General features: G+C 40.6%; 21 protein-coding genes, 3 pseudogenes and 1 riboswitch. Of the genes and pseudogenes, 6 read left to right on the plus strand and 18 right to left on the minus strand.

Annotation, left to right across the window (positions count from 1 at the left end; all coding sequences use genetic code 11):
- Positions 1 to 230: 230 nt before the first annotated feature.
- The 10 genes from M8E35_RS19320 to M8E35_RS19365 form a co-directional block, all read right to left on the minus strand.
- Positions 231 to 443, minus strand: coding sequence for a tautomerase family protein (locus M8E35_RS19320; protein ID WP_073030765.1), 213 nt, complete (start codon positions 441 to 443; stop codon positions 231 to 233).
- Positions 444 to 761: 318 nt separating this feature from the next.
- Positions 762 to 1,520 carry an energy-coupling factor ABC transporter ATP-binding protein gene (locus tag M8E35_RS19325; protein WP_252471398.1) on the minus strand — a complete coding sequence of 253 codons (759 nt, stop codon included), beginning with the start codon at positions 1,518 to 1,520 and terminating at the stop codon, positions 762 to 764.
- Positions 1,517 to 2,326: a cobalt ECF transporter T component CbiQ gene (gene cbiQ / locus M8E35_RS19330; protein ID WP_252471400.1), complete on the minus strand. Its 810-nt coding sequence runs from the start codon at positions 2,324 to 2,326 to the stop codon at positions 1,517 to 1,519. Before cbiQ ends, M8E35_RS19325 begins: the two co-directional genes overlap by 4 nt.
- 55 nt (positions 2,327 to 2,381) lie before the next feature.
- A complete protein-coding gene (locus M8E35_RS19335; RefSeq protein WP_252471402.1) occupies positions 2,382 to 3,434 on the minus strand; it encodes an energy-coupling factor ABC transporter permease in 1,053 nt (350 codons plus the stop codon).
- A gap of 380 nt (positions 3,435 to 3,814) precedes the next feature.
- Complete coding sequence (locus tag M8E35_RS19340; RefSeq protein ID WP_252471404.1) at positions 3,815 to 4,042, minus strand: hypothetical protein; 228 nt, start codon at positions 4,040 to 4,042, stop codon at positions 3,815 to 3,817.
- Positions 4,043 to 4,447: 405 nt separating this feature from the next.
- Complete coding sequence (locus tag M8E35_RS19345; RefSeq protein WP_252471408.1) at positions 4,448 to 5,200, minus strand: ABC transporter ATP-binding protein; 753 nt, start codon at positions 5,198 to 5,200, stop codon at positions 4,448 to 4,450.
- Entirely contained in the window at positions 5,197 to 6,276 is a 1,080-nt protein-coding gene (locus tag M8E35_RS19350; RefSeq protein ID WP_252471409.1) for a FecCD family ABC transporter permease, read from the minus strand. The genes M8E35_RS19345 and M8E35_RS19350 overlap by 4 nt, the downstream gene beginning before the upstream one ends.
- A gap of 16 nt (positions 6,277 to 6,292) precedes the next feature.
- Positions 6,293 to 7,426, minus strand: a complete 1,134-nt coding sequence (locus tag M8E35_RS19355; protein WP_373887465.1) for an iron ABC transporter substrate-binding protein — start codon at positions 7,424 to 7,426, stop codon at positions 6,293 to 6,295.
- A 195-nt stretch (positions 7,427 to 7,621) separates the two neighbouring features.
- On the minus strand, positions 7,622 to 7,957 hold the full coding sequence (locus tag M8E35_RS19360; protein WP_252471413.1) for a formylmethanofuran dehydrogenase subunit E family protein: 336 nt from the start codon (positions 7,955 to 7,957) through the stop codon (positions 7,622 to 7,624).
- Positions 7,958 to 8,229: 272 nt separating this feature from the next.
- Positions 8,230 to 8,646 carry a hypothetical protein gene (locus M8E35_RS19365; protein WP_252471416.1) on the minus strand — a complete coding sequence of 139 codons (417 nt, stop codon included), beginning with the start codon at positions 8,644 to 8,646 and terminating at the stop codon, positions 8,230 to 8,232.
- A gap of 177 nt (positions 8,647 to 8,823) precedes the next feature.
- Positions 8,824 to 9,006: riboswitch (cobalamin riboswitch) on the minus strand.
- Positions 9,007 to 9,625: 619 nt separating this feature from the next.
- Here M8E35_RS19365 and M8E35_RS19370 point away from each other — a divergent pair.
- Together M8E35_RS19370 and M8E35_RS19375 are read left to right on the plus strand one after the other, a co-directional pair.
- Entirely contained in the window at positions 9,626 to 10,156 is a 531-nt protein-coding gene (locus M8E35_RS19370) for an FmdE family protein (protein WP_252471418.1), read from the plus strand.
- Between the two features lie 4 nt (positions 10,157 to 10,160).
- Positions 10,161 to 10,982 (plus strand): class I SAM-dependent methyltransferase, encoded by an 822-nt coding sequence (locus tag M8E35_RS19375; protein WP_252471420.1) that lies wholly within the window; start codon positions 10,161 to 10,163, stop codon positions 10,980 to 10,982.
- 110 nt (positions 10,983 to 11,092) lie between these two features.
- Here the strand turns inward: M8E35_RS19375 and M8E35_RS19380 are convergent, their stop codons facing one another.
- Positions 11,093 to 11,248, minus strand: coding sequence for a DUF3788 family protein (locus tag M8E35_RS19380; protein ID WP_445012477.1), 156 nt, complete (start codon positions 11,246 to 11,248; stop codon positions 11,093 to 11,095).
- A 54-nt stretch (positions 11,249 to 11,302) separates the two neighbouring features.
- Between M8E35_RS19380 and M8E35_RS27190 the strand changes: the two are divergent.
- A pseudogene (locus M8E35_RS27190) lies at positions 11,303 to 11,463 on the plus strand (IS91 family transposase); the annotation flags it as partial.
- Here the strand turns inward: M8E35_RS27190 and M8E35_RS19385 are convergent.
- Both M8E35_RS19385 and M8E35_RS19390 read right to left on the minus strand, forming a co-directional pair.
- Positions 11,430 to 11,873 carry a hypothetical protein gene (locus M8E35_RS19385; protein ID WP_252471425.1) on the minus strand — a complete coding sequence of 148 codons (444 nt, stop codon included), beginning with the start codon at positions 11,871 to 11,873 and terminating at the stop codon, positions 11,430 to 11,432. The pseudogene M8E35_RS27190 and the gene M8E35_RS19385 overlap by 34 nt on opposite strands.
- A gap of 233 nt (positions 11,874 to 12,106) precedes the next feature.
- Entirely contained in the window at positions 12,107 to 12,886 is a 780-nt protein-coding gene (locus M8E35_RS19390) for a class I SAM-dependent methyltransferase (RefSeq protein ID WP_252471428.1), read from the minus strand.
- Positions 12,887 to 13,188: 302 nt separating this feature from the next.
- Here M8E35_RS19390 and M8E35_RS19395 point away from each other — a divergent pair, with 302 nt between their 5' ends.
- Entirely contained in the window at positions 13,189 to 13,434 is a 246-nt protein-coding gene (locus M8E35_RS19395; RefSeq protein WP_252471430.1) for a hypothetical protein, read from the plus strand.
- A 31-nt stretch (positions 13,435 to 13,465) separates the two neighbouring features.
- Positions 13,466 to 14,116 (plus strand): YidC/Oxa1 family membrane protein insertase, encoded by a 651-nt coding sequence (locus tag M8E35_RS19400; protein WP_252471432.1) that lies wholly within the window; start codon positions 13,466 to 13,468, stop codon positions 14,114 to 14,116.
- Between the two features lie 182 nt (positions 14,117 to 14,298).
- Here the strand turns inward: M8E35_RS19400 and M8E35_RS19405 are convergent, their stop codons facing one another.
- Together M8E35_RS19405 and M8E35_RS27195 are read right to left on the minus strand one after the other, a co-directional pair.
- A complete protein-coding gene (locus M8E35_RS19405) occupies positions 14,299 to 14,751 on the minus strand; it encodes a hypothetical protein (protein ID WP_252471435.1) in 453 nt (150 codons plus the stop codon).
- A 97-nt stretch (positions 14,752 to 14,848) separates the two neighbouring features.
- Positions 14,849 to 15,049: a hypothetical protein gene (locus M8E35_RS27195; RefSeq protein WP_436628280.1), complete on the minus strand. Its 201-nt coding sequence runs from the start codon at positions 15,047 to 15,049 to the stop codon at positions 14,849 to 14,851.
- On the opposite strand from M8E35_RS27195, the pseudogene M8E35_RS27200 reads away from it, so the two are divergent.
- Positions 14,966 to 15,226, plus strand: a pseudogene (locus M8E35_RS27200) (transposase); the annotation flags it as partial. The gene M8E35_RS27195 and the pseudogene M8E35_RS27200 sit on opposite strands and share 84 nt — an antisense overlap.
- A gap of 362 nt (positions 15,227 to 15,588) precedes the next feature.
- Here M8E35_RS27200 and M8E35_RS19415 read toward each other — a convergent pair.
- The 3 genes and pseudogenes from M8E35_RS19415 to M8E35_RS19425 all read right to left on the minus strand — a co-directional run bounded on the left by M8E35_RS19415 (position 15,589) and on the right by M8E35_RS19425 (position 18,466).
- Positions 15,589 to 16,152 carry an HXXEE domain-containing protein gene (locus M8E35_RS19415; RefSeq protein ID WP_252471438.1) on the minus strand — a complete coding sequence of 188 codons (564 nt, stop codon included), beginning with the start codon at positions 16,150 to 16,152 and terminating at the stop codon, positions 15,589 to 15,591.
- Between the two features lie 424 nt (positions 16,153 to 16,576).
- A pseudogene (locus M8E35_RS19420) lies at positions 16,577 to 16,747 on the minus strand (DUF255 domain-containing protein); the annotation flags it as partial.
- A 105-nt stretch (positions 16,748 to 16,852) separates the two neighbouring features.
- A complete protein-coding gene (locus M8E35_RS19425; protein ID WP_252471440.1) occupies positions 16,853 to 18,466 on the minus strand; it encodes a hypothetical protein in 1,614 nt (537 codons plus the stop codon).
- Positions 18,467 to 18,486: the final 20 nt, after the last annotated feature.

Consider the following 18,486-nt stretch of genomic DNA (forward strand, 5'->3'; position numbering starts at 1 on the left):
CCTTTTAAGTGCAAAACTTCCTTAACCTATTTTTATTTGTTCCTTATTAAGAATCATCTTATCACAATTTAATTAAACTGTGTAAATAAAATAGCAGTCCTAAAAAATCACTCAAAATAACGTTGGGCGTGCAACGAAGCGGCCCCGTTGTACTCCCAACGTCACTAAAACCTTTTTAAAGACCAAAATAGACGGCCTCCCTGAGGCCGCCTATTTTTTGAAATTAAATATTAATCTCTCTCTTTGTATTTATCCCAATAGGCAGTTTCAGTTAACACTTCCCCACCAATACCCATATTGCTGTATTCGTGTTCATCTAAGGTAACTGTGAAGGCTGCCATAGGAATTCCCAAGGCCTGGGAAGCAGCTTGACTCATTCCATGAATCAGACTCCTTTTTTGGTCAATAGTTAGGACAGGTCCATCAAAGTTAATCATTGGCATTTACAAGGCACCTCCGCTAAATTCATTGTTTTACTCTTAATATAAAATTCCCGTTTTAAACCAAAAACATGTAACCTTCATCAACGTCTTGATCTTTTTATTTTGCCTTATTTGCAAGAAATCCCCTTAAGATTTTCCCTTCATTTCTTTCTTTTAGCTAACTCCCATTATTCTATCAAAAAAAATATCAGCCATGTACAAGAAAACATGGCTGACACATCACAAGGGAGTATATAGTTGTATTTATGAAGTATTATAAAAAAAGCTTCTATAATAAATATAAAGGATTTTTACGTAAAAAATTTGATAAATAGCCGATTAAACTTTTTTAGTCCTACAAACAGGACAGTTCTGCAGTGACAATGGTATCTCAAGGCCACAGGCATCCATCAATTCGGCATTCACCAGAATTTCAGAAGTTACCCCATCCGCGGCAATTTCGCCATTTTTAATAACAATAGTCCTGTCACACATTTCGAAAATCATGTCTAAATCATGGCTGGTGATAATCTTTGTATGGTTAAAGCTTGTTAAGAGTTTCATAACCTTACGTCTAGATTTAGGATCTAGAGCTGCAGTTGGTTCATCCATCACCAAAATATCGGGGTGCATCGAAAGTACCGAGGCAATAGCCGCAGCTCGCTTTTCCCCGCCGGACAATTTAAAGGGCGCACGATCTTTTAGATGAAGGATGCCCACCAGCTCTAAGGCATTGAGAACACGCTTTTCGACTTCCTTTTCATCAAGTTTATAGTTACGAGGTCCGAAGGCTACGTCATCATAGACAGTATTCATGAATAATTGGTCGTCAGGATCCTGAAAAACCATCCCTAAACTTTTGCGAATCATAGGAAGTGTCTTTTTTGTAACATGGACATCTCCTACACAAACTTCTCCCTGACTTGGAAAAATTACGCCCATGAGCAACATTAGCAGCGTCGATTTTCCTGCTCCATTGGCTCCAATAATGCCTACTGACTCCCCATGATAGATACAAAAGGACATCCCTTTGACTGCTTTATGGTCATCCGGATAACTATAATGAAGATCCTTGACCTCTAGCTTATGATGACTCATTTTATCACTCCTGTTATCAATGAACCTATTAACATTGGAATATTATACATCCTCGCAACGGCGAAGAATAATGCCCACCCTATAAAATAGGATAAATCCCAAGCTCTAATTTCCTTAAAGCCTCCTGTGTTGTACTCCCCCGCAAACCCTCTTAAACACATTGCTTCATAAATTCGCTGAGCTCTGTCAAAGGTGCGGAGGATAAGTTGTCCCGCCAATGAGCCCCAAGCACTTCGATGGACACCTTTTTGGTTCGGTGCCCGTAGAGAATACGCCCTTAAGATTCGGGCTACCTCTTCCATCAATACTGAAATATAACGATAGGTTAAGAGCAGTTGAAGCACAAATATACGAGGAATTTTCATCATCCTTAAGGCCCCTGCCAACCGATCCATCCCCGTAGTCGCAATAAGAAGGAGAGCTGCGGTTACAGTTAGTCCGCTTTTTAACAAAATTGAACCAAACGTAATCCACCCTCTGGAGATTACTCTTTCACCCAGTAAATAGCCTTGCTGATCGAAGAAAGGATTTAGTATACCTATCCCAATAATAAATGGAGAAACAATTAAGATCCTTAGAAGTATGGGCTTAACAGGCAGTTCTGCCAAAGTAAAGACCATCACTGGGTAAATGAGGAAAGGCAACAACCCGCCAATTTCATATCTTCCAAAGGAGACAACCACAGTTAAATAACTAACTGTGGTTAATAATTTCATTAGCGAATGCAGTTTGTGTATCACGGTTTCCTGCCGAGCCAAATCGTCAAGAATCCGCATATTGTACAATGAATTCATGATGTTTGCCATATTAACAATCCAATCCAATATAAGTAATTTAGGCAGACCTACCGGTAAATAAGCTTTAGATACTTACCTTACTCTTTCTTTTCTTTAACATACTGATACCAAATCCCATAAAGGCAGCCAATAAAAGTGTCATTCCACCGCCCACTAATCCGGCAGCGCTCGTTCCTCCACTTATAGCCGGCCAAGCATCTCCGCCTTCTCCAACACCAGGTTCCGGCTCATTTCCCGATGCTTTAAACGAATAATCTGGCAAAAATGCAATTTTACTCTGTAAGTGCAAGAGCGTTTGATGCAGACCCTCTGGCGCCTCCAATTCGGCTGTGCCAGCAGTATTTATCATGGCCCATTCTAACCCATCCGGATCGGAAGAGGCAAACCAGGATAACCCCGCTCCAGTAATCATTGCAACGATAACCAGTCCTCCAACAACCTTCTTTATAGCGACATTGCCTAAAGCTTCACCCGAGGCAGCCTTTTCGATAATTTCTGGTCGAGAGTTCCAAATGTAGGCTACAACAGCTGCTGTGACAAGGCCTTCAACTGCACCAATTGCCAAATGAATAGGTTGCATCAACAATAAAAACGTTCCAAAAGGCAACTCAGTCTTACCGGAAAAGAGCGTTTCAAGCACGACCCCAAAGGCACCTAGCTGAAGGCCGATAATCGCTGTAAAGAGAGAGGCAATGAGAATCCGCCTAGTGGAATACCCTTGTTTCATAAACGTTTTATAAATCAATGGATAGGCAATAAAACAGGTGAAAAAACCCATATTAAAAACATTACTCCCTAAAGCTAACAACCCTCCATCAGCGAAAAACAGCGCTTGTATCGTAAGGACAGAAGCCATAGTCAGGAAGCCCGCATAGGGACCAAGCAAGATAGCGAGAATTAAACCTCCTCCAATATGACCACTTGAGCCGGTTCCTGGTATCGAGAAGTTAATCATCTGGGAGGCAAAGATAAATGCACCCATCACTCCCATTAAAGGAACTTTCTTTTCATCCATCTCGGTTTGAATCTTCTTAATCGAATAGGCCGCAACTCCTGCAGTTGCTACCCACATGGTTCCACCCACTATCGGTGAAATCAAGGCATCTGCCATATGCATAAGTATCTCCTCCTTTATTATACATTCATACCCCAATCTTTGTCCTTTACAATCTGATAATTTCTATAAAGTTTAAAGTAAATGACACAATATCCATTACTTCTCACGCAAATAAAAAAACCACAAAGTTGACCCTAACGAGTCAAACCTCCATGGTTTTTGCAACACCTTCTTGGCTTGCTATGCAATATCATATTTTTCCTAAACTACATTATTCGTTCTACATTCGTTCTACACACATTCCTACTTTTCCTGCATGGTAAAAAAAAATTGTAATGCTGTTCTTCCCTTATTTACCCGAAACATAGGTGCAATGCAAGAAATAGTATAGGTCCATATATTTAATTTATAATTAATAACCAAAATTGTCAATACAATTCTTACAACTTTAATGCCACCAACTCGGAAACCTTCATACCAGGCAGTCCCAGACTAAAAATCATCTCTCCCAAGTCACTATCCTGAGTAAGGCTAACAATCTCATTTTCACATACTAGAAAGCGTATTAAGGACGATAGCCCCTGAGCAAGAAGTTCTCCATAAAACAGAAAATAATTTTCAGTAGCTGAAGAAGGAATAATCGTATTTATGTAGAATGTAATATGCATAAATAAAAATGCTAAATATTAAAAGACCATGGAGGTCTTAATTAGACTTAAAGTCTAATTATTTCTTCCATGGTCTTTTTAGTTTCATATAGGAGGTGATTGATGCAATACTAAACCAAGATTTGATGACTTTCGAAAAAGCTTGCAACGTGAATTCGATGCTCCAAAGCCCCTTGATATCTTTCTACCTGCACCTTACGTGCGAAAATGTCAACATATTATTTTCTAAAGACAGTTTGGATCTTTAGGAAGCTATCAACTTCAGACTTAATGATATTCTGATCTGACCGTCACAATGTTATTGGGTCTGGGCTAACCAAAACGTTCCTACCTAGTTTTAAAAAAGGTTGACTCCCTATTTTTGGAGTCAACCTTTTCTATATTATCCACTTCAAACCCAATTTCCTAACTTGGAATCACCACTATTTGGTTCTGTACCCGTTCCACCCTTACCGGGACCCCATACGCCTGAGAGATATTTTCAGCTGTCATCACTTCAGATCCTCCAGCAGCAAAGACTTTTGTATTCTGTAATAATAAAAATTTATCCGAAAAACGTAAAGCCAGATTTAGATCGTGCATCACAGCAACCACTGCAATGTTCTTCTCTTTAGCAGCATTGTGAATGGTCCTTAACACTTCGATTTGATTTCTTAGATCCAAGTTACTGGTTGGTTCATCTAATAACAGAACTTCGGGTTCTTGAGCCAAGGCCCTAGCAATGATGACTTTCTGCAGTTCCCCTCCACTCAGTTCATCTAAGTAGCGAAGAGCAAACTCCTTCAGACCAGTTTTTGCCAATATTTCTTGCACCAGCGCCAAATCTGACGCCGTCGCCTCCCACTTAATATGAGGCTTGCGGCCTAAAAGTACAGCGTCAAAGACAGTCTGCCGATTGCTCTCGTAATGCTGTGAGACATACGCCATCTTTAGAGCTATTGCCAAGCGACTAAGCTTAGACACCTCCTGGTTGTCCAATAGAATATTGCCCTTTTTCGGCAGCAAAATCCTGTTTAAAGTCTTGAGCAGCGTGGATTTTCCAGCACCATTGTTCCCTAATATGGAGAGGAACTCCCCTTTTTGCACAGAAAAGCCCACTTTATCCAAAATTGTTCGAGAGCTGTAACTAAATTCGATCCCTTTGACGGATAAGATCATCCCAACTTAGACCCCCTCACTAGAAGATAGAGAAAGAGCGGTGCTCCGAGAAAGGAGGTTACTGCACCTACCGGCAAGACCACGGGTGCGATGATCCGCCTGGCCAGAGTATCCGCAGCCAAAAGCAGCAAAGCGCCCATCACCCCAGATGCAGGAATGAGGAAGCGATTGTCCCCGCCAATCAAGCGCTTCACAAGGTGAGGAGCTACGAGACCAATGAAGGCCACGATTCCTAAAAAGGAAACGACTGTAGCCGTGATCAAAGAAGCGAAAAACATCCCCCACTGTCTCGTTTTTTCCACGTTGACACCTAGACCCTTGGCTGTCTCTGCCCCACTGTCCAGAGCATTGTAATTCCAGCGGTTAAACAGGAAGAAGAGCAAGGAGCTAAAGACTACACAGGACATAATCCCCAATTCCCCCCAGGATGCTCTCCCAATGTCGCCAAAGGTCCAGAAGACAATAGCCGCTACATTAACATCATTGGTAAAATACTGTAACAGCATAGTGGCTGCCGAAAAGAGAGACCCTAAAGCGACCCCAGCTAACACCATGGACTCCGGCGAAACCCCCTTATATTGGGCTAGAAAAAGAATAATCATGGTCGTAAGCATTGCCGCCACGAAGGCGAAAATTGTGACAATATATGGGTTGTTAATCAGCAGCGCTCCCCCGCCTGTACTTGGAGTACTCCCTGCTCCCAAACCAATGATGGCCAGTGCAGCCCCAAAGGCTGCGCCTTGAGCAATCCCGAGGGTACTCGGAGAAGCTAAGGGGTTTCTGAGGATATTTTGCATGACCGCACCGGCAACTGCCAAGCCTATCCCTGCCACCATCGCTGCCAACACTCGGGGTAAGCGGATTGACCAAATGATAATCTGAGACTGTCCCTCGGTTTGGCCGAATAACGTCAGTAAGACCTGCCAAGGCGAAAGCTCAGCTGAGCCGGCGCAGATGGCATAAAGTGCTAGCACTGCAGTCATCACCAACAGACCCAACAAGATTAATTTCTTCTTCCATGTATATCTCAGATAATGGATTACTCCTCCATCAGTCACGGTCTCATTGCCAACCAACTCAAATCACCTCATATCATTTTCCTAGCTCCAACTTCTTGAAGCCGCCAAAATCCCTATCCATTTCTGCATACAGGGGTTTACCTAACAGGAACTGATAAATTTCATCACTTTTCTTAATCGGATCAATGTTTTTAAACTGTTCAGGAAAGATTATTTTTCCTGCGTAATAGGCGTTTGCATATGCCGTGTCGATATTGGGGCTATAGTTATTAAAGGGAATCAAGTTATATACTCGATCATTTTTCAAAGCCTGCAGGGATTGGTAGAAAGCAGGGTTTTTCTTATAATCTTCTGTAACTAGTGCATACCCCCCTGCATCAAGAAACAAGTAATCCGGATCCCAGCTGATGAGTTTTTCTTTATCGATCATAACAGTTCCGTTTTTGCCTGTTTCATCAACGACATTTTTTGCCCCAATATACTTAAATGGAGGGTATTTGGCCTGAGTGCTTTCAATCCCATGCGCTCCTTTCATGCTCACAGCGCCTACATAAACTTTGGCTTTTTCGCCCTCTGGAATACCCTTCGTCCGATGAGCCAAATCCTTTTCATTTTGTTTGAGATAGGCCACAACGTCTTGTGCCCTCTTCTCCTTGCCGATGATCGAGCCGATTATATTTAGGGATCGGTATAGATTCTCACCAAACGTCGCTAAATCCCCATAGCTTAAAGCGACTACCGGAATACCTGTTTTGGCTTGTAATTGATCGGCCTTATCTTTATCTACAAGCGTACAGACAAAAATCACATCCGGTTTGACGCTGACCAAGCTTTCCTCGTTAGGTACAGTATCCGGCCCCCCCTGCCCAATACTGGGTAGTTTCTTCAAGTCAGGATAAGCGAGCATGTAGGATCTTCCTAGGTTAGGTTTCTTTTCAGTCTCTTCGATCCCGACCACCATGGACGCTCCTTCGGCATAAGTCACTAACCGGAGCGCTCCCGGCCCAACGGCCACGACCCTTTGGACCGGGACCGTTAGTTCAACGTCTCTGCCGGCCAGATCCGTAATTTTTTGTTTTTGAACCTGAGCTGTGGTCGGAACTGTTCCCCCTTCCTTTGTACTTGCAGTTCCTCCACATCCCGTTAAAAGTAATAATGACATGGTTAGCGTCAAAAATATCGCCATCAGTTTTTTCACGGAACCCATCCTCTCTATATCGTATGGCATGTTCAGACAAACTTATCGAAACTAGCCTACTTAAAACATGCCATACGTGATCATAGGTATGCCAGCTCTTACTTAAGCCTGTTTTATTTGTTTAATACAAGGACTCGCGATTCATATTGTTCCACACACTCCAGACAGGCGATGCGCCCATCGCGAACACTCCCCGTTGTTCCATTACGCCCTCTCCACAAAAAGCACATTGCACCGTACACGAACACCACGCCCATCCTGACGGCGAATGAAACTAAAAACGTGCTTCCCCTGATCCCTGAACATCAGATTTCCTTTTCCAAAGGTACTCGAAAGCAAGGTCTGCACAGCATCCACTCCACAGGCGTCATTTTGTACGATGCTGACTATCCCGCTTTTGGGATTGTACGGCTCTCCCTCCAAGGCGGGCAGCACCTTTAAGGCGATCTGTGCCGCTTGGAAACCGATTGCCAACCCAGGGCAAATATGTCCGTGAAACTCTACACAACGCTCCCAATCCATTTGAATTTGTTTCTCCATCGTTTCATCGCTCCCTCAATTTTAGTAAAAAAAGAGACCACGAGGCTGACTTCGTATCGAAGTCAGACCTCCATGGTCAAATTTTTAATGTATTTTGTTTATTATAACTACTTCTCCAAAAATCTAGAAATCCCTGCTTTACAAATTTTTCGGACTCATTATTAAGACATTTAACTTGCAGGGTCGGTTTCCCCGGAACCCAGTTATACTTAACAAACTCTCAATTTAGTGGATATCAGTAACCATCCCACCCTCAGAATTTGCTTTTGATTTCAGAATCTGAGTTTTTTTCTATTAAAAGACTTTTCGCGTCTTTTTCTAAGTTGTCTAACCCAATTGCCATAGTCTTCATACATCTCTCCCCCTAATGTCCTAATCATACGTGTACCATCCACCGTCTTAGCCTCAGGTACACCGTAAAAGGAATTAGTTATCTGAGTTAGAATAGTAATTACTCGATTTTTCTTCACGATCAGCACGACTTGATAACCCTCTTGGGTAGGATCTGGGGCTAAGTAGTACTTACATCCTTTCATTTTGTTCAATATACAAGCTACCTCATTAGCCTCCTCAAAAGAAACCTCGCGTGCAGTTTGTAACCACTCCTCCATAAAGCGGTTAGCTGTGAGTGGGTCTAACCCCAGTCTGCAGACAACACCTTCTAAACTATGAACAGTGGCTGTAATCATAACAATTCGCTCCCATACACTCTGTATTTACACATATCTGCGTTCAGTCTCTTTTCCTGAAAAAACAAAAAAACCCTCTACAGACACCTGTAAAGGGATATGGTTGACTTCGCTAGCCGGACAGCATTCGCTGGCTTCCCGACATAAACGGCACCTCCCCTATCTTCCGTAGGTTCCTGTGTTGATCTGTAACGAACAAGGTCTCCTGGCTTAAGTTCATCGCCGCCTTATGTCTTCCCAGTTACCCAGTGACATTATATAAGGCCGCTCACTATCACAGTGGCGGGACCGCGTCAGATTAACTGACTTCCCTTTTTAATACTTTCCCTAAGAAAGTACACTCGTTACGTACGTATTAAGTTATTCATTCCAAGCAAGCATCTAAAATTAGGACCTGTCAATTTTCGGGCCTCTTTAACTCCCCTAAATCATAACACTTTATATCATTTGCTACTTCTACAAAAATATCAGAATCCCTGCTTTATTCAAACATATTTTTGGGGCACCTTTTTACTCATCTTTGATAAGTAATCTGTCTTCATTCACTGTCGTTTGAGAGCAAAGCTGACAAGCTATCGTGGTCAGCAACAAATCCGTACACATCATATGTTTCACTACCCTTTAGGCATTTAATTTCCCAACTGAAAGTTTTACTTTCTGCCTAGACTCCTTACCGCAGTGCAGCACCAGCAAAGAATGATAATTTCATCTCACAATGAAACTGCAAAATATGTATAGCCCGAAATATTTTGTTTCTGCGAAATACTGCAGAACTCTCCTTTCCTCTATTGATTCTTTTAATTATTTCGAACATATGTCCAGCAGGAATTCATGGGATCTTGTAGAATACTAATTATAAATCATAAGCACACAAGATCATGAAGATGTTGGTGAAGACCATGGAGGTCTGACTTTGATAGGTCAGTTTTCCCCTGGTCTTTTTTAATTTTTTATAATGTAAAAAGGGGGATTAAATCTATTGTGCAGAGTGCAAACGCAGTGGGAAAAAGCAGTGGAATTTCATGGGCATGAGTGCCCAGGTCTGGCAATTGGCTATAAAGCTTGTGAAGCCGCCATCAAGAAACTGGGCATTCGGTTTTCTGCAGATGAAGAAATTGTCTGTGTCACCGAAAACGACGCTTGCGGAGTCGATGCCGTACAGGTGATTACGGGCTGTACTTTTGGAAAGGGAAATCTTTTGTACAAAGGCACAGGCAAAATGGCCTTCAGCTTTTTTAACCGCTCCAATGGCGAAAGCCTGAGAATGATAGTAAAGCCTTTAAATGAAGAAATGGATCGCCAGCAACGTCAAGAATACCTTCTGAACTCACCTGCCGAAGAACTCTTTAACTTCTCCCAGCCGTCCTTTGAGTTGCCCGAAAAGGCCAGACTCTTTACTACCGTAATTTGTGAGAATTGCGGAGAAGGCGCTCCGGAGCACAAGATGCGAATCAATGACGGCAAAAAAGTGTGCCTGGACTGTTTCAAGGACTATTCGAAAGGGTGGTAAAGAGATGGATATACAATATTACACCCGTCTGTGGAGCGAAGGAAAGGTTGCCAGGGCCTCAGCGACGGCCTTTTGGGACAATCGGGCCGATGAGTTCAATAAATTAGTTTCCCCAAAAACTTCTGACCAACGAATTGGGAAAATTCTTGGATTCATGTCTGATCATAATCTTCTTGCTAAAAACAGCAGTGTTCTGGACATAGGTTGCGGTCCGGGAGGATTTGCTGTTGAATTTGCTAAGTCATCCAGTGACGTTACCGGCCTGGACATATCCTCTAAAATGCTGGACCATGCGCATCAAAATGCTGCCGCCGCCAACCTGACCAATATCTCCTTTAAAAACTTAAATTGGAATGACGTCAACCTTGAGGAATACGGTTGGGAAAAACGATTTGACTTAGTTACGGCCATCAACAGCCCAGGAATCCATGATCAAGTCACTCTGGAAAAGATGATCTCTGCTAGCAAGGGATACTGCTTTTTGTCAAATTTCGTGAGTCGTTCCGACTCTGTTCAGGACGTTATTCGTGCGGAAATCCTTCAGCTTAAAGATCCAAAATTTTATGTTAACACAGTCTACTGTATTTTTAATATTCTTTGGCTAATGGGGTATTATCCCCACATTACCTATGTGGATACTGATCGAGAGCATGTCCGCTCACTCGAAGAAGCACATAGTTATTATGGCACACTTTTTGAACTTAAAAATGACCCCGGTGATGATCAAAACAAGCTAGTTAAGAATTATCTCAAAGATATCTCTCCGGATGGGTTTGTGAGAGAGAGGGTTCGGACCAAAACTGCATGGATCTATTGGAATGTCTGATTTTTGACTGCCTCCAAAAAAAATGCCAGACCCTTCCTTAACTGTGAATTATCAGTGCTTTATTCAATAACCCTTTGACTTCCCCTCCAACACAAATCATTCTTATGACTTTATCTCTTAGGCTTTACTCTTATTGCTATTAGGCTCTGTATATCATTGATCACAGACTTGTCTTTTACTTCTATCATTAGCCAACGTCCTCCACAAGAAAAAGATGTTTTACGATATAATCCTTGCACATATGGAGTGAATGTTCCTAACTCCATTTCTACTTGTTCTACCTCTTTTGCCCCTACCACAACTAAACCAATAAAATATCCTTCCACGTTGTTTTTACGATTCCTCAGGAACTTAACACCCTTGTCTTCAAAATCATGCCCTTCTTTATTCCCTCTTGATTAAATTAGTAGGACATACGTTGATGGAACTTTCTACAATAACCTTTTTTCATAATTTCACAGTCTTATCAACTTCCGGGTTATTATTTCTTGTTTTCTTATAAAAGCTAGTCATGAGTGTATATCCAAAAACTATTCCTGAGAATTCATAAAACAAACTAGTATTGAAAAGGAAACTGGGAAATCTAATTGGTAACGTGATCAGAAGCAAATAAAAAGCGAAAACACCTGATGGAACCCCCAAGATAATAAGCCTAACAATATTTGCAGACCAATTTCCGTCCTTGCGGAATTCTCCCACGAAATGTTCTAACCCTAAAAGTACACCTAAGAATATGCAAATTAAACTAAATCCAATAAACCCGGGAATTGGTCTATAATTTCTACCTACCCATACTTTGATCATAAACATCGCCCATGAACCAGCTGTTAAAAAACCAAAAAGAACAACTACATACAAGATATAGGTCAATATCTTAGACTTTCTTTTCATTGTAGGCTCCTCTCTAATTTTCACTTTAAACTTATATCTTTAAATTATTAGATCAAGTCTTTAAGTGGACTAAAGTCGTTTCATTAAAATACATTCTCTGTAATCTTTTCTATACCCGAGACGTTTACTTTACAGGCTACCTTTCATAAAACGTTCTGGGCATTCACGAAGCGCCATACTACCTTAATCTTGGCTGGTTTCGTGAATGCTTTGTTGTTATCTGCTGTTGAGTCTTATTTTCTTGCAAAGACGTTTATCCGTCTAAAAGTTTCGAAGCAGGTTCCATCAGGTTGGGTAGTTTTATTAACCATTCTGCATATAACCTCGTTTCTAAACCCGACCTTTTTTCCTTCAGGTAGAAACTTTAAGAACGGAACGATGGAAGGTTGATCAATCCACTTTACCATATCTTTTTTACTGTTAAAGTTTCTGTCAGCGTTTTCTTCCCACACGCTTGTTTCTCTATACTTGTGTTGTATAACCAAATCATCGTACTCACTCAGTGTTGGCATGTACCAGGGCCATTCAAAGTTTTTAAAGTAATCACTATAAATTGGATGATCCATAACCTGCCTAACAACCTCGTAGAAATTTGAACAGTTTCCATCTCCAGCAAAGTTAAAACGCACCACGCCACCTGGCTTGAGGGCCATTTGGCAACTGTCTAAGAGACTCCCATGGTTTTTAATCCAGTGTAGCGCAGCGTTAGAAAATATCAAGTCAAACTCGTTGGAAAAGACCATATCGTTAATGTCTTGACAAGAAAAGGTCAAATTATTTCCTTCCAGCTCTTTTGCTGTTTTAATCATCCCCATTGAGGCGTCGATTCCAAGAACTTTCCCTTCAGGAACTAGGTTAGCCAACTGTTTTGTAAGAACACCATCACCACAACCAAGATCGAGAATGGACTCCGCTCCAGTAAGATTCAATTCAGATACGATTTTGGTCCCCCACTCTTTTTGATGACCGGAAGCAGCCTTATACTTTTCTCCATCAAACTCAAAATTCCCCATACTTTCCCTCCATCTTTTCTAGCAATTGCAGAGTCACGGTAGAGATACCGGTTACCCGACACCCCCGCGGTCGAGTAAGCCAAATAGCTATGGCCACTAAACTCCTGTTCATAGATTGCTTCTTACTTAGCGCACTAACGGTTCGCGTGTTCCCGAAGTCTGGTTACTACGTTATATGTTCTCAGATTTTGGGAATGCGCTGTTATGAGATGCGCCGCGCTTATAAGACAATCTTATACAAACCTTGCTATCCCCTATTGCTAATTATATAATAGATTTATGTTCTGGTAGGGGGTGAGTGATTGCAATTTGACAGTCATGCTTGGGTTATACTAATTCTGAACCTAGCTTTGATATTGGCATTCTCCTGGGTTAGTTTCAGACTGTTGAAAAGTAGTTTGATTAGTGTCAAGTTAGCAGATACTTATCTCTCTAGCTGCCAATTGATTTCTACCTGTCCTGAACATCTTCAAGTCAAGAAGTATTTAGTTGTTAGAAGAATGATTAAAACTGATAGTGACGATGATGCACCTTTTTTATCCTCCTAGTTTTATGATAAAAACTAAGGAGGACGATTAAATGTATATTTTGACTTCCACCTTCACCCATTTACTGGCTAACCTTATAACTGTAACGGGTGACTGGTTTATCGCGGTGGCCTTAATCACACTAAGTATAAAGCTATTGCTCTTTCCTTTGTCGGTGAAACAGCAACGGACACAATTGTTAACTGCGAACCTCAATCAAGCAAAGGCAATGTTGACAAGGAAGTTCCACAACCAGACCGAAAAAGTCAATTCTGAATTATTAAAGATTGCATCTAAGTATAAGATCAATCCTATATCTTCAATCGTAACGCTATTAGTCCAAGCGCCAGTCTTTTTCTCTTTATACTTTTCCGTAATTAACTTGAGCACGTCGGTCGGAAGTATCCTTGTGCCATGGGTGTCAAGTCTCCATACAATCGACAACCTTCATGTATTGCCAATTGTTGCCGGCTTATTTCAGGGACTAAGCGGAATCTCAACAGAAAATAGGAATCTGCTAATGTTCATTTTGCCAGCTACTATTGGGGTAGTGTTTCTTTGGAAGGCCCCAGTTGCCCTTAGTGCATACTGGATTGTTAATTCAACCATAAGGTTAGTTGAGATTAAAATCTTTTCGTTAAAACCTATCCGACGAAGACTATTTAATATTCCATCTCCGGAGGAGATGGTAAAAGGAATCTAGTAAAACACCTTAGCCCGGTAACTCCGGGCTTCTATTTTTTGCCCAAAATGGATTCTTTCAGGCGGCGTTTCTCATAACGGTTCGCGTGTTCCCGAAGTCTGGTTACTACATTCATATTTTTTCAGATTTTGGGGACACGCTGTTATATGATGCCGCAACTCCTCAAAGAATACCCTAAGAAACTATTCCTTTTTAAAGACAGAACGTTTTATCATTATTTGACTAAGGGGTAATTGAATAAAGGCTACCAGAAAAGTCCCTATGAATGCAAAAAGTTCTGAAGTGTTGTCAACTCTGTTAACTGAACTTGCATAGGTTATAATGAAAAAAACCGCTACCATTATAATTCCGTTAAAAATTCCGTGGAAGATCGTTCCCCATTTGTTTATTAATGTATAGGCAAGATAACCAAAAATAATATTCAGAAGTATAAAGAGCAAAACGTTAGTACTGAGTATTGGTAAATGGGGGCCCTTAATAGGATCAGTCTGGACCAGGCCAAATACCTCGGGGACTTTGTAAATGGCGTTTGCAAAAGTATGAACAAAATCATAACGATTTATCATTAAGAATGTAACTAAAATTACAATAATTGCACAACTAGATGTTAATAAATTCCTTAGTTCACGTATCATAACTTACCCCCATCAAGATTGAATTTAAGGAAGATAATAATCAACGGAATACATAAAAGCATTTTTAGACCCTGAATACAGCTCCGATATTGCGGTTTCATATAACGGACGAGTGTTCCCGTAGCGTTCCAACCGCTTTCATCTTTGGATTCAAGCCTTTGATGGTTAATCCGTAAGTTTTGCTTGGAGAGATTATAAGGATGGTAATAAGTCCAAAGTTATGACTCTTGATGCTGCTGAGTTTTGCAGACGGTTTCTTCTTCATGTTCTGCCCAATCGTTTCATTAAGATCAGACATTATGGTCTTCTTTGCAGCCGAAATATTAAAACAAAGCTTTTTAGATGCCTTAGGCTTACTGGGAAGAATCTGCCCCCTCCATCCACGACTGCTCCCAAAAATACTAAAACCTGCCCTAGCTATGGCAGTCCTTGTATTATACAATTTTTACCTATTTGTTCGAAGGTAAGTCCATAATCGTTTTAAAACTAAATCGTTCTAGAAAACGACCTAGTACGGGGAGGGGGAAAGTTTACCCTTTTTAGGGCTTTACATTGCTGTCTTTCAACATGGGAGGCAAATTCTTCCTTGTGACATCTATACCTGGAGATTTTTTGCCCAGTTAGAAAACATTGAATCCCCATAGGTACACAGACTGTCGATCTGCAGACGGTTCAGTACAACAGGAGATTCATGAGGTTCTGTACTCTGCACTGAGCAATTGCTTACCTTTAAGCAATTGATGTTGATCAATGGCTTTTTCTCTTTTAAGGAACCTCATAAATCTCTAGAAGTTATACGCGGTTCGGCAAATTTCCACTTGCACAAACTTATACTTTTTACTTAACAAGTCTTCGGGCAATAGAATGTGCACCCAAAATGATGGGAAGGGCCAATAAAACAAACGGGATATTGGCAAGAGCAAAATTCCAATCTATTATATGTTCCCTTAAGAGTCGAAAAATCACGTACGATGTATATGGAAAAACAATTAAAACCGAAGTTATTACTCCTGGAGTATAAGTCCTAAGGATTAATGCCTGTCCCACATGAGTAAATACATGCACGAAAAAAATCGCAACAATTATAAAGAAGTATCTCAGTGCACCTTCGGCAAAATTATAGTGGGTAGTTAAATATGTAGAGGAAATAACAAATATGAACACAAATGCTACAGATACTGAAAATTGAACAGTAGTAAGGTCAAATTGCTTTTGAACGAAAGTACCAATTTTTGGGGAAAGCAAAGAAACAATTCGATCTTTATTCCTGTTCATAAAACCTTTGACCGTTAATATCTCCTCTAAATCATGGATTAAAAATAATACAGGAAAAAGCCATACAATTAGATAGATGGACCAAAATTCGATACGAATCAACCCCCTAATTAATCCAAGTCCCATTATAAAATCGACCTAGAATGGCGTATAACGTCCTCGGATTCCCGAAGCATCTTTTCGCATTCATCTTTACAAGGTTTTGGGAATCCGTTTTTAGCCGAAGTTTCCCATCTTGTGAGGAATGCTTAAACGCCCAATTTGGATACATAAATTACCAATAACTGTAATAATTATAGTAACGAAAAAAAGAACTTTACTCAATTTTAAGTAAAACCTCCGCATAGGAGGTTTTTATCATGGGAGATTTGATGAGGCTTGTAACAAATAAAACAGACTTCTTAATAGCTTTGATTTTCCAACAGAAATAATGAATAAAGACACAGGTAAACGTCATCCCTAAAGATTATTATACGGAAATCTATGTTAATACACAATTCAATAAACCTTCGTTCATCTATAATTAACGGTTTCAGTAATGAAATTGCCACCAGTGACAAGTCGAATAACCGATACTGAGGAAGATTGGCTTATCTTCTTTGGCATTACGGAAATCCCCTTCTCCCCAGGGAAACCAGACGACTGGGTTATAAGTATGTTGAAGAAGATAAGGGGATTTTTCCTTAGCCAATCTATTGGGTACTTTGGTTTCAGTTGTCATGGGCATCACCTCCCTTAGTTTAAATGATTTAATTGATATATAGCATTATTTTTACCAATGTAAAGAAAAAATCCCAGGCTTGCCTGGGAAAAGTTAGAATTCAGTTTATTCATTTTTTAACTCATAGGTGATTTTGTATCTGGGAATCTGCAAAACATCAAAACCAAGTACAACAAATCCCTGATTCTTTTGCAGAAACTCATTTGCGGTTTCCAATGAAATTCCATCTTCATAAACAAGAACTTCTTCTATTTCCAAGGCGTTCAAACTTTGCAGCGTTGCCTCTTTGGAGACCCAATTTCCCATGCTTTGCGAAGTGGTATTAAGCCAATGTTGCACTTTGGGAGTAAAATCCATTATATCCAGAACGGGAGTTTTTCGGGGATAGGCAACGGCGAAAACTCCGGAAGTCGGATCGCCAAAGTCAGGAATCGTATCATAAAAACGAAGAGAATTTATTTCAGAATGATTCGTGATCAATGCCAGATCATTTTGTGTAAGAGTTGAAACGTGGAGTACTCCATGATCAAATAAACTATCTTCAGGATTTCCCCATAATTTTTTTTGCTTTTCGGCAGAAAATAAACCCATGTCGGTAAACCCGTTCATTTTTCCGCCCGTACCGTCCAAAGTAGCGTGTTCTGAATTAGGATAATAGCTGAATGCTCCTTCCGTTGAAACGTAATATTTTTCAAAGGTGGTATTGACATAGGTTTCAATCAATGCTTTCGCCTTTGTTTTATCATCTTCCAAGGCGTCTCTCCATAAATATCTTGTCAGCATGATTGTGCCTTTTCCCATTATTAACGCCCACTCATGCCATTCTTCCAAATCTTCATCAGCGGGCATGGCTTCGGACATAACCTCAAGAGACGTTTTGAACATCTCCTTCTTGTATCGCAAAGGAAAGGATTCGTAAATGTCATTGCCGTTTCTATCAATGAAAGTCTTGATAATTGAAGCCGTGTTGGTTAAATCCTTTTTCAACAGTTGAGCGCTTGATCTTGATTTTGGTCCCCAAAACCCCGTTTGCGGGTCTTGATTGGCATAAAACCATTGAAGCAAAGCATGTTTCCACTCAGGAGAGAAATGATATAAATTGTTTTCGCCCATAACACCTTCCCCGTTATAATAACTCAACAAGCTTCTGGCGAATATAAAGGTAGTTTGCGGAAACTTGGTAGCAATCCACCCGACATTAGATACATCGTCAAGGAACGCTTCCAACTTTTCGGGTGTATTAATTTCATCCAAGTACTTCAAAGGGTATTTTAAGCGTAAGGGCTGTCCTGTTTCTTCGGCCAGCTTATCAAGATGCGCTAATATATTTTCTGTAGGTTCGTTATACGTGCAATATGGAAAAGAATCATCCATAAAGGCCCCTGTTCTGGAGTTTTGAAGATTTAAGTAGAAAGCCAATTCATCTTTCTTGTTGGTAAACGTCGGCACTTTGATTAATCCTGATCTTGTTTTTAACTGTTTATGCAGATTCCCTAACCGTGACAACGCTGTGTAGTAATGGCCATGATCCAACCAGTACGCCATTCCCATCATCTTGAACTCAAAATCGGCCATATAATAGCCTTCTTCCTGAAGTTCTTTGTTCATTCGGAACAAATCCGTCATTTGTGTTTTTACATGAGATACGGAAAAAACTATGGAAATTACCAAAACTAGAATTACCATTACGCTGACAAGAATTGTTTTTTTATGTTTCATTTCAACCTCCAACAATAATA

Origin of the sequence: Desulfosporosinus nitroreducens, from assembly GCF_023897015.1 — a bacterium.
GTDB lineage: Bacteria > Bacillota > Desulfitobacteriia > Desulfitobacteriales > Desulfitobacteriaceae > Desulfosporosinus > Desulfosporosinus nitroreducens.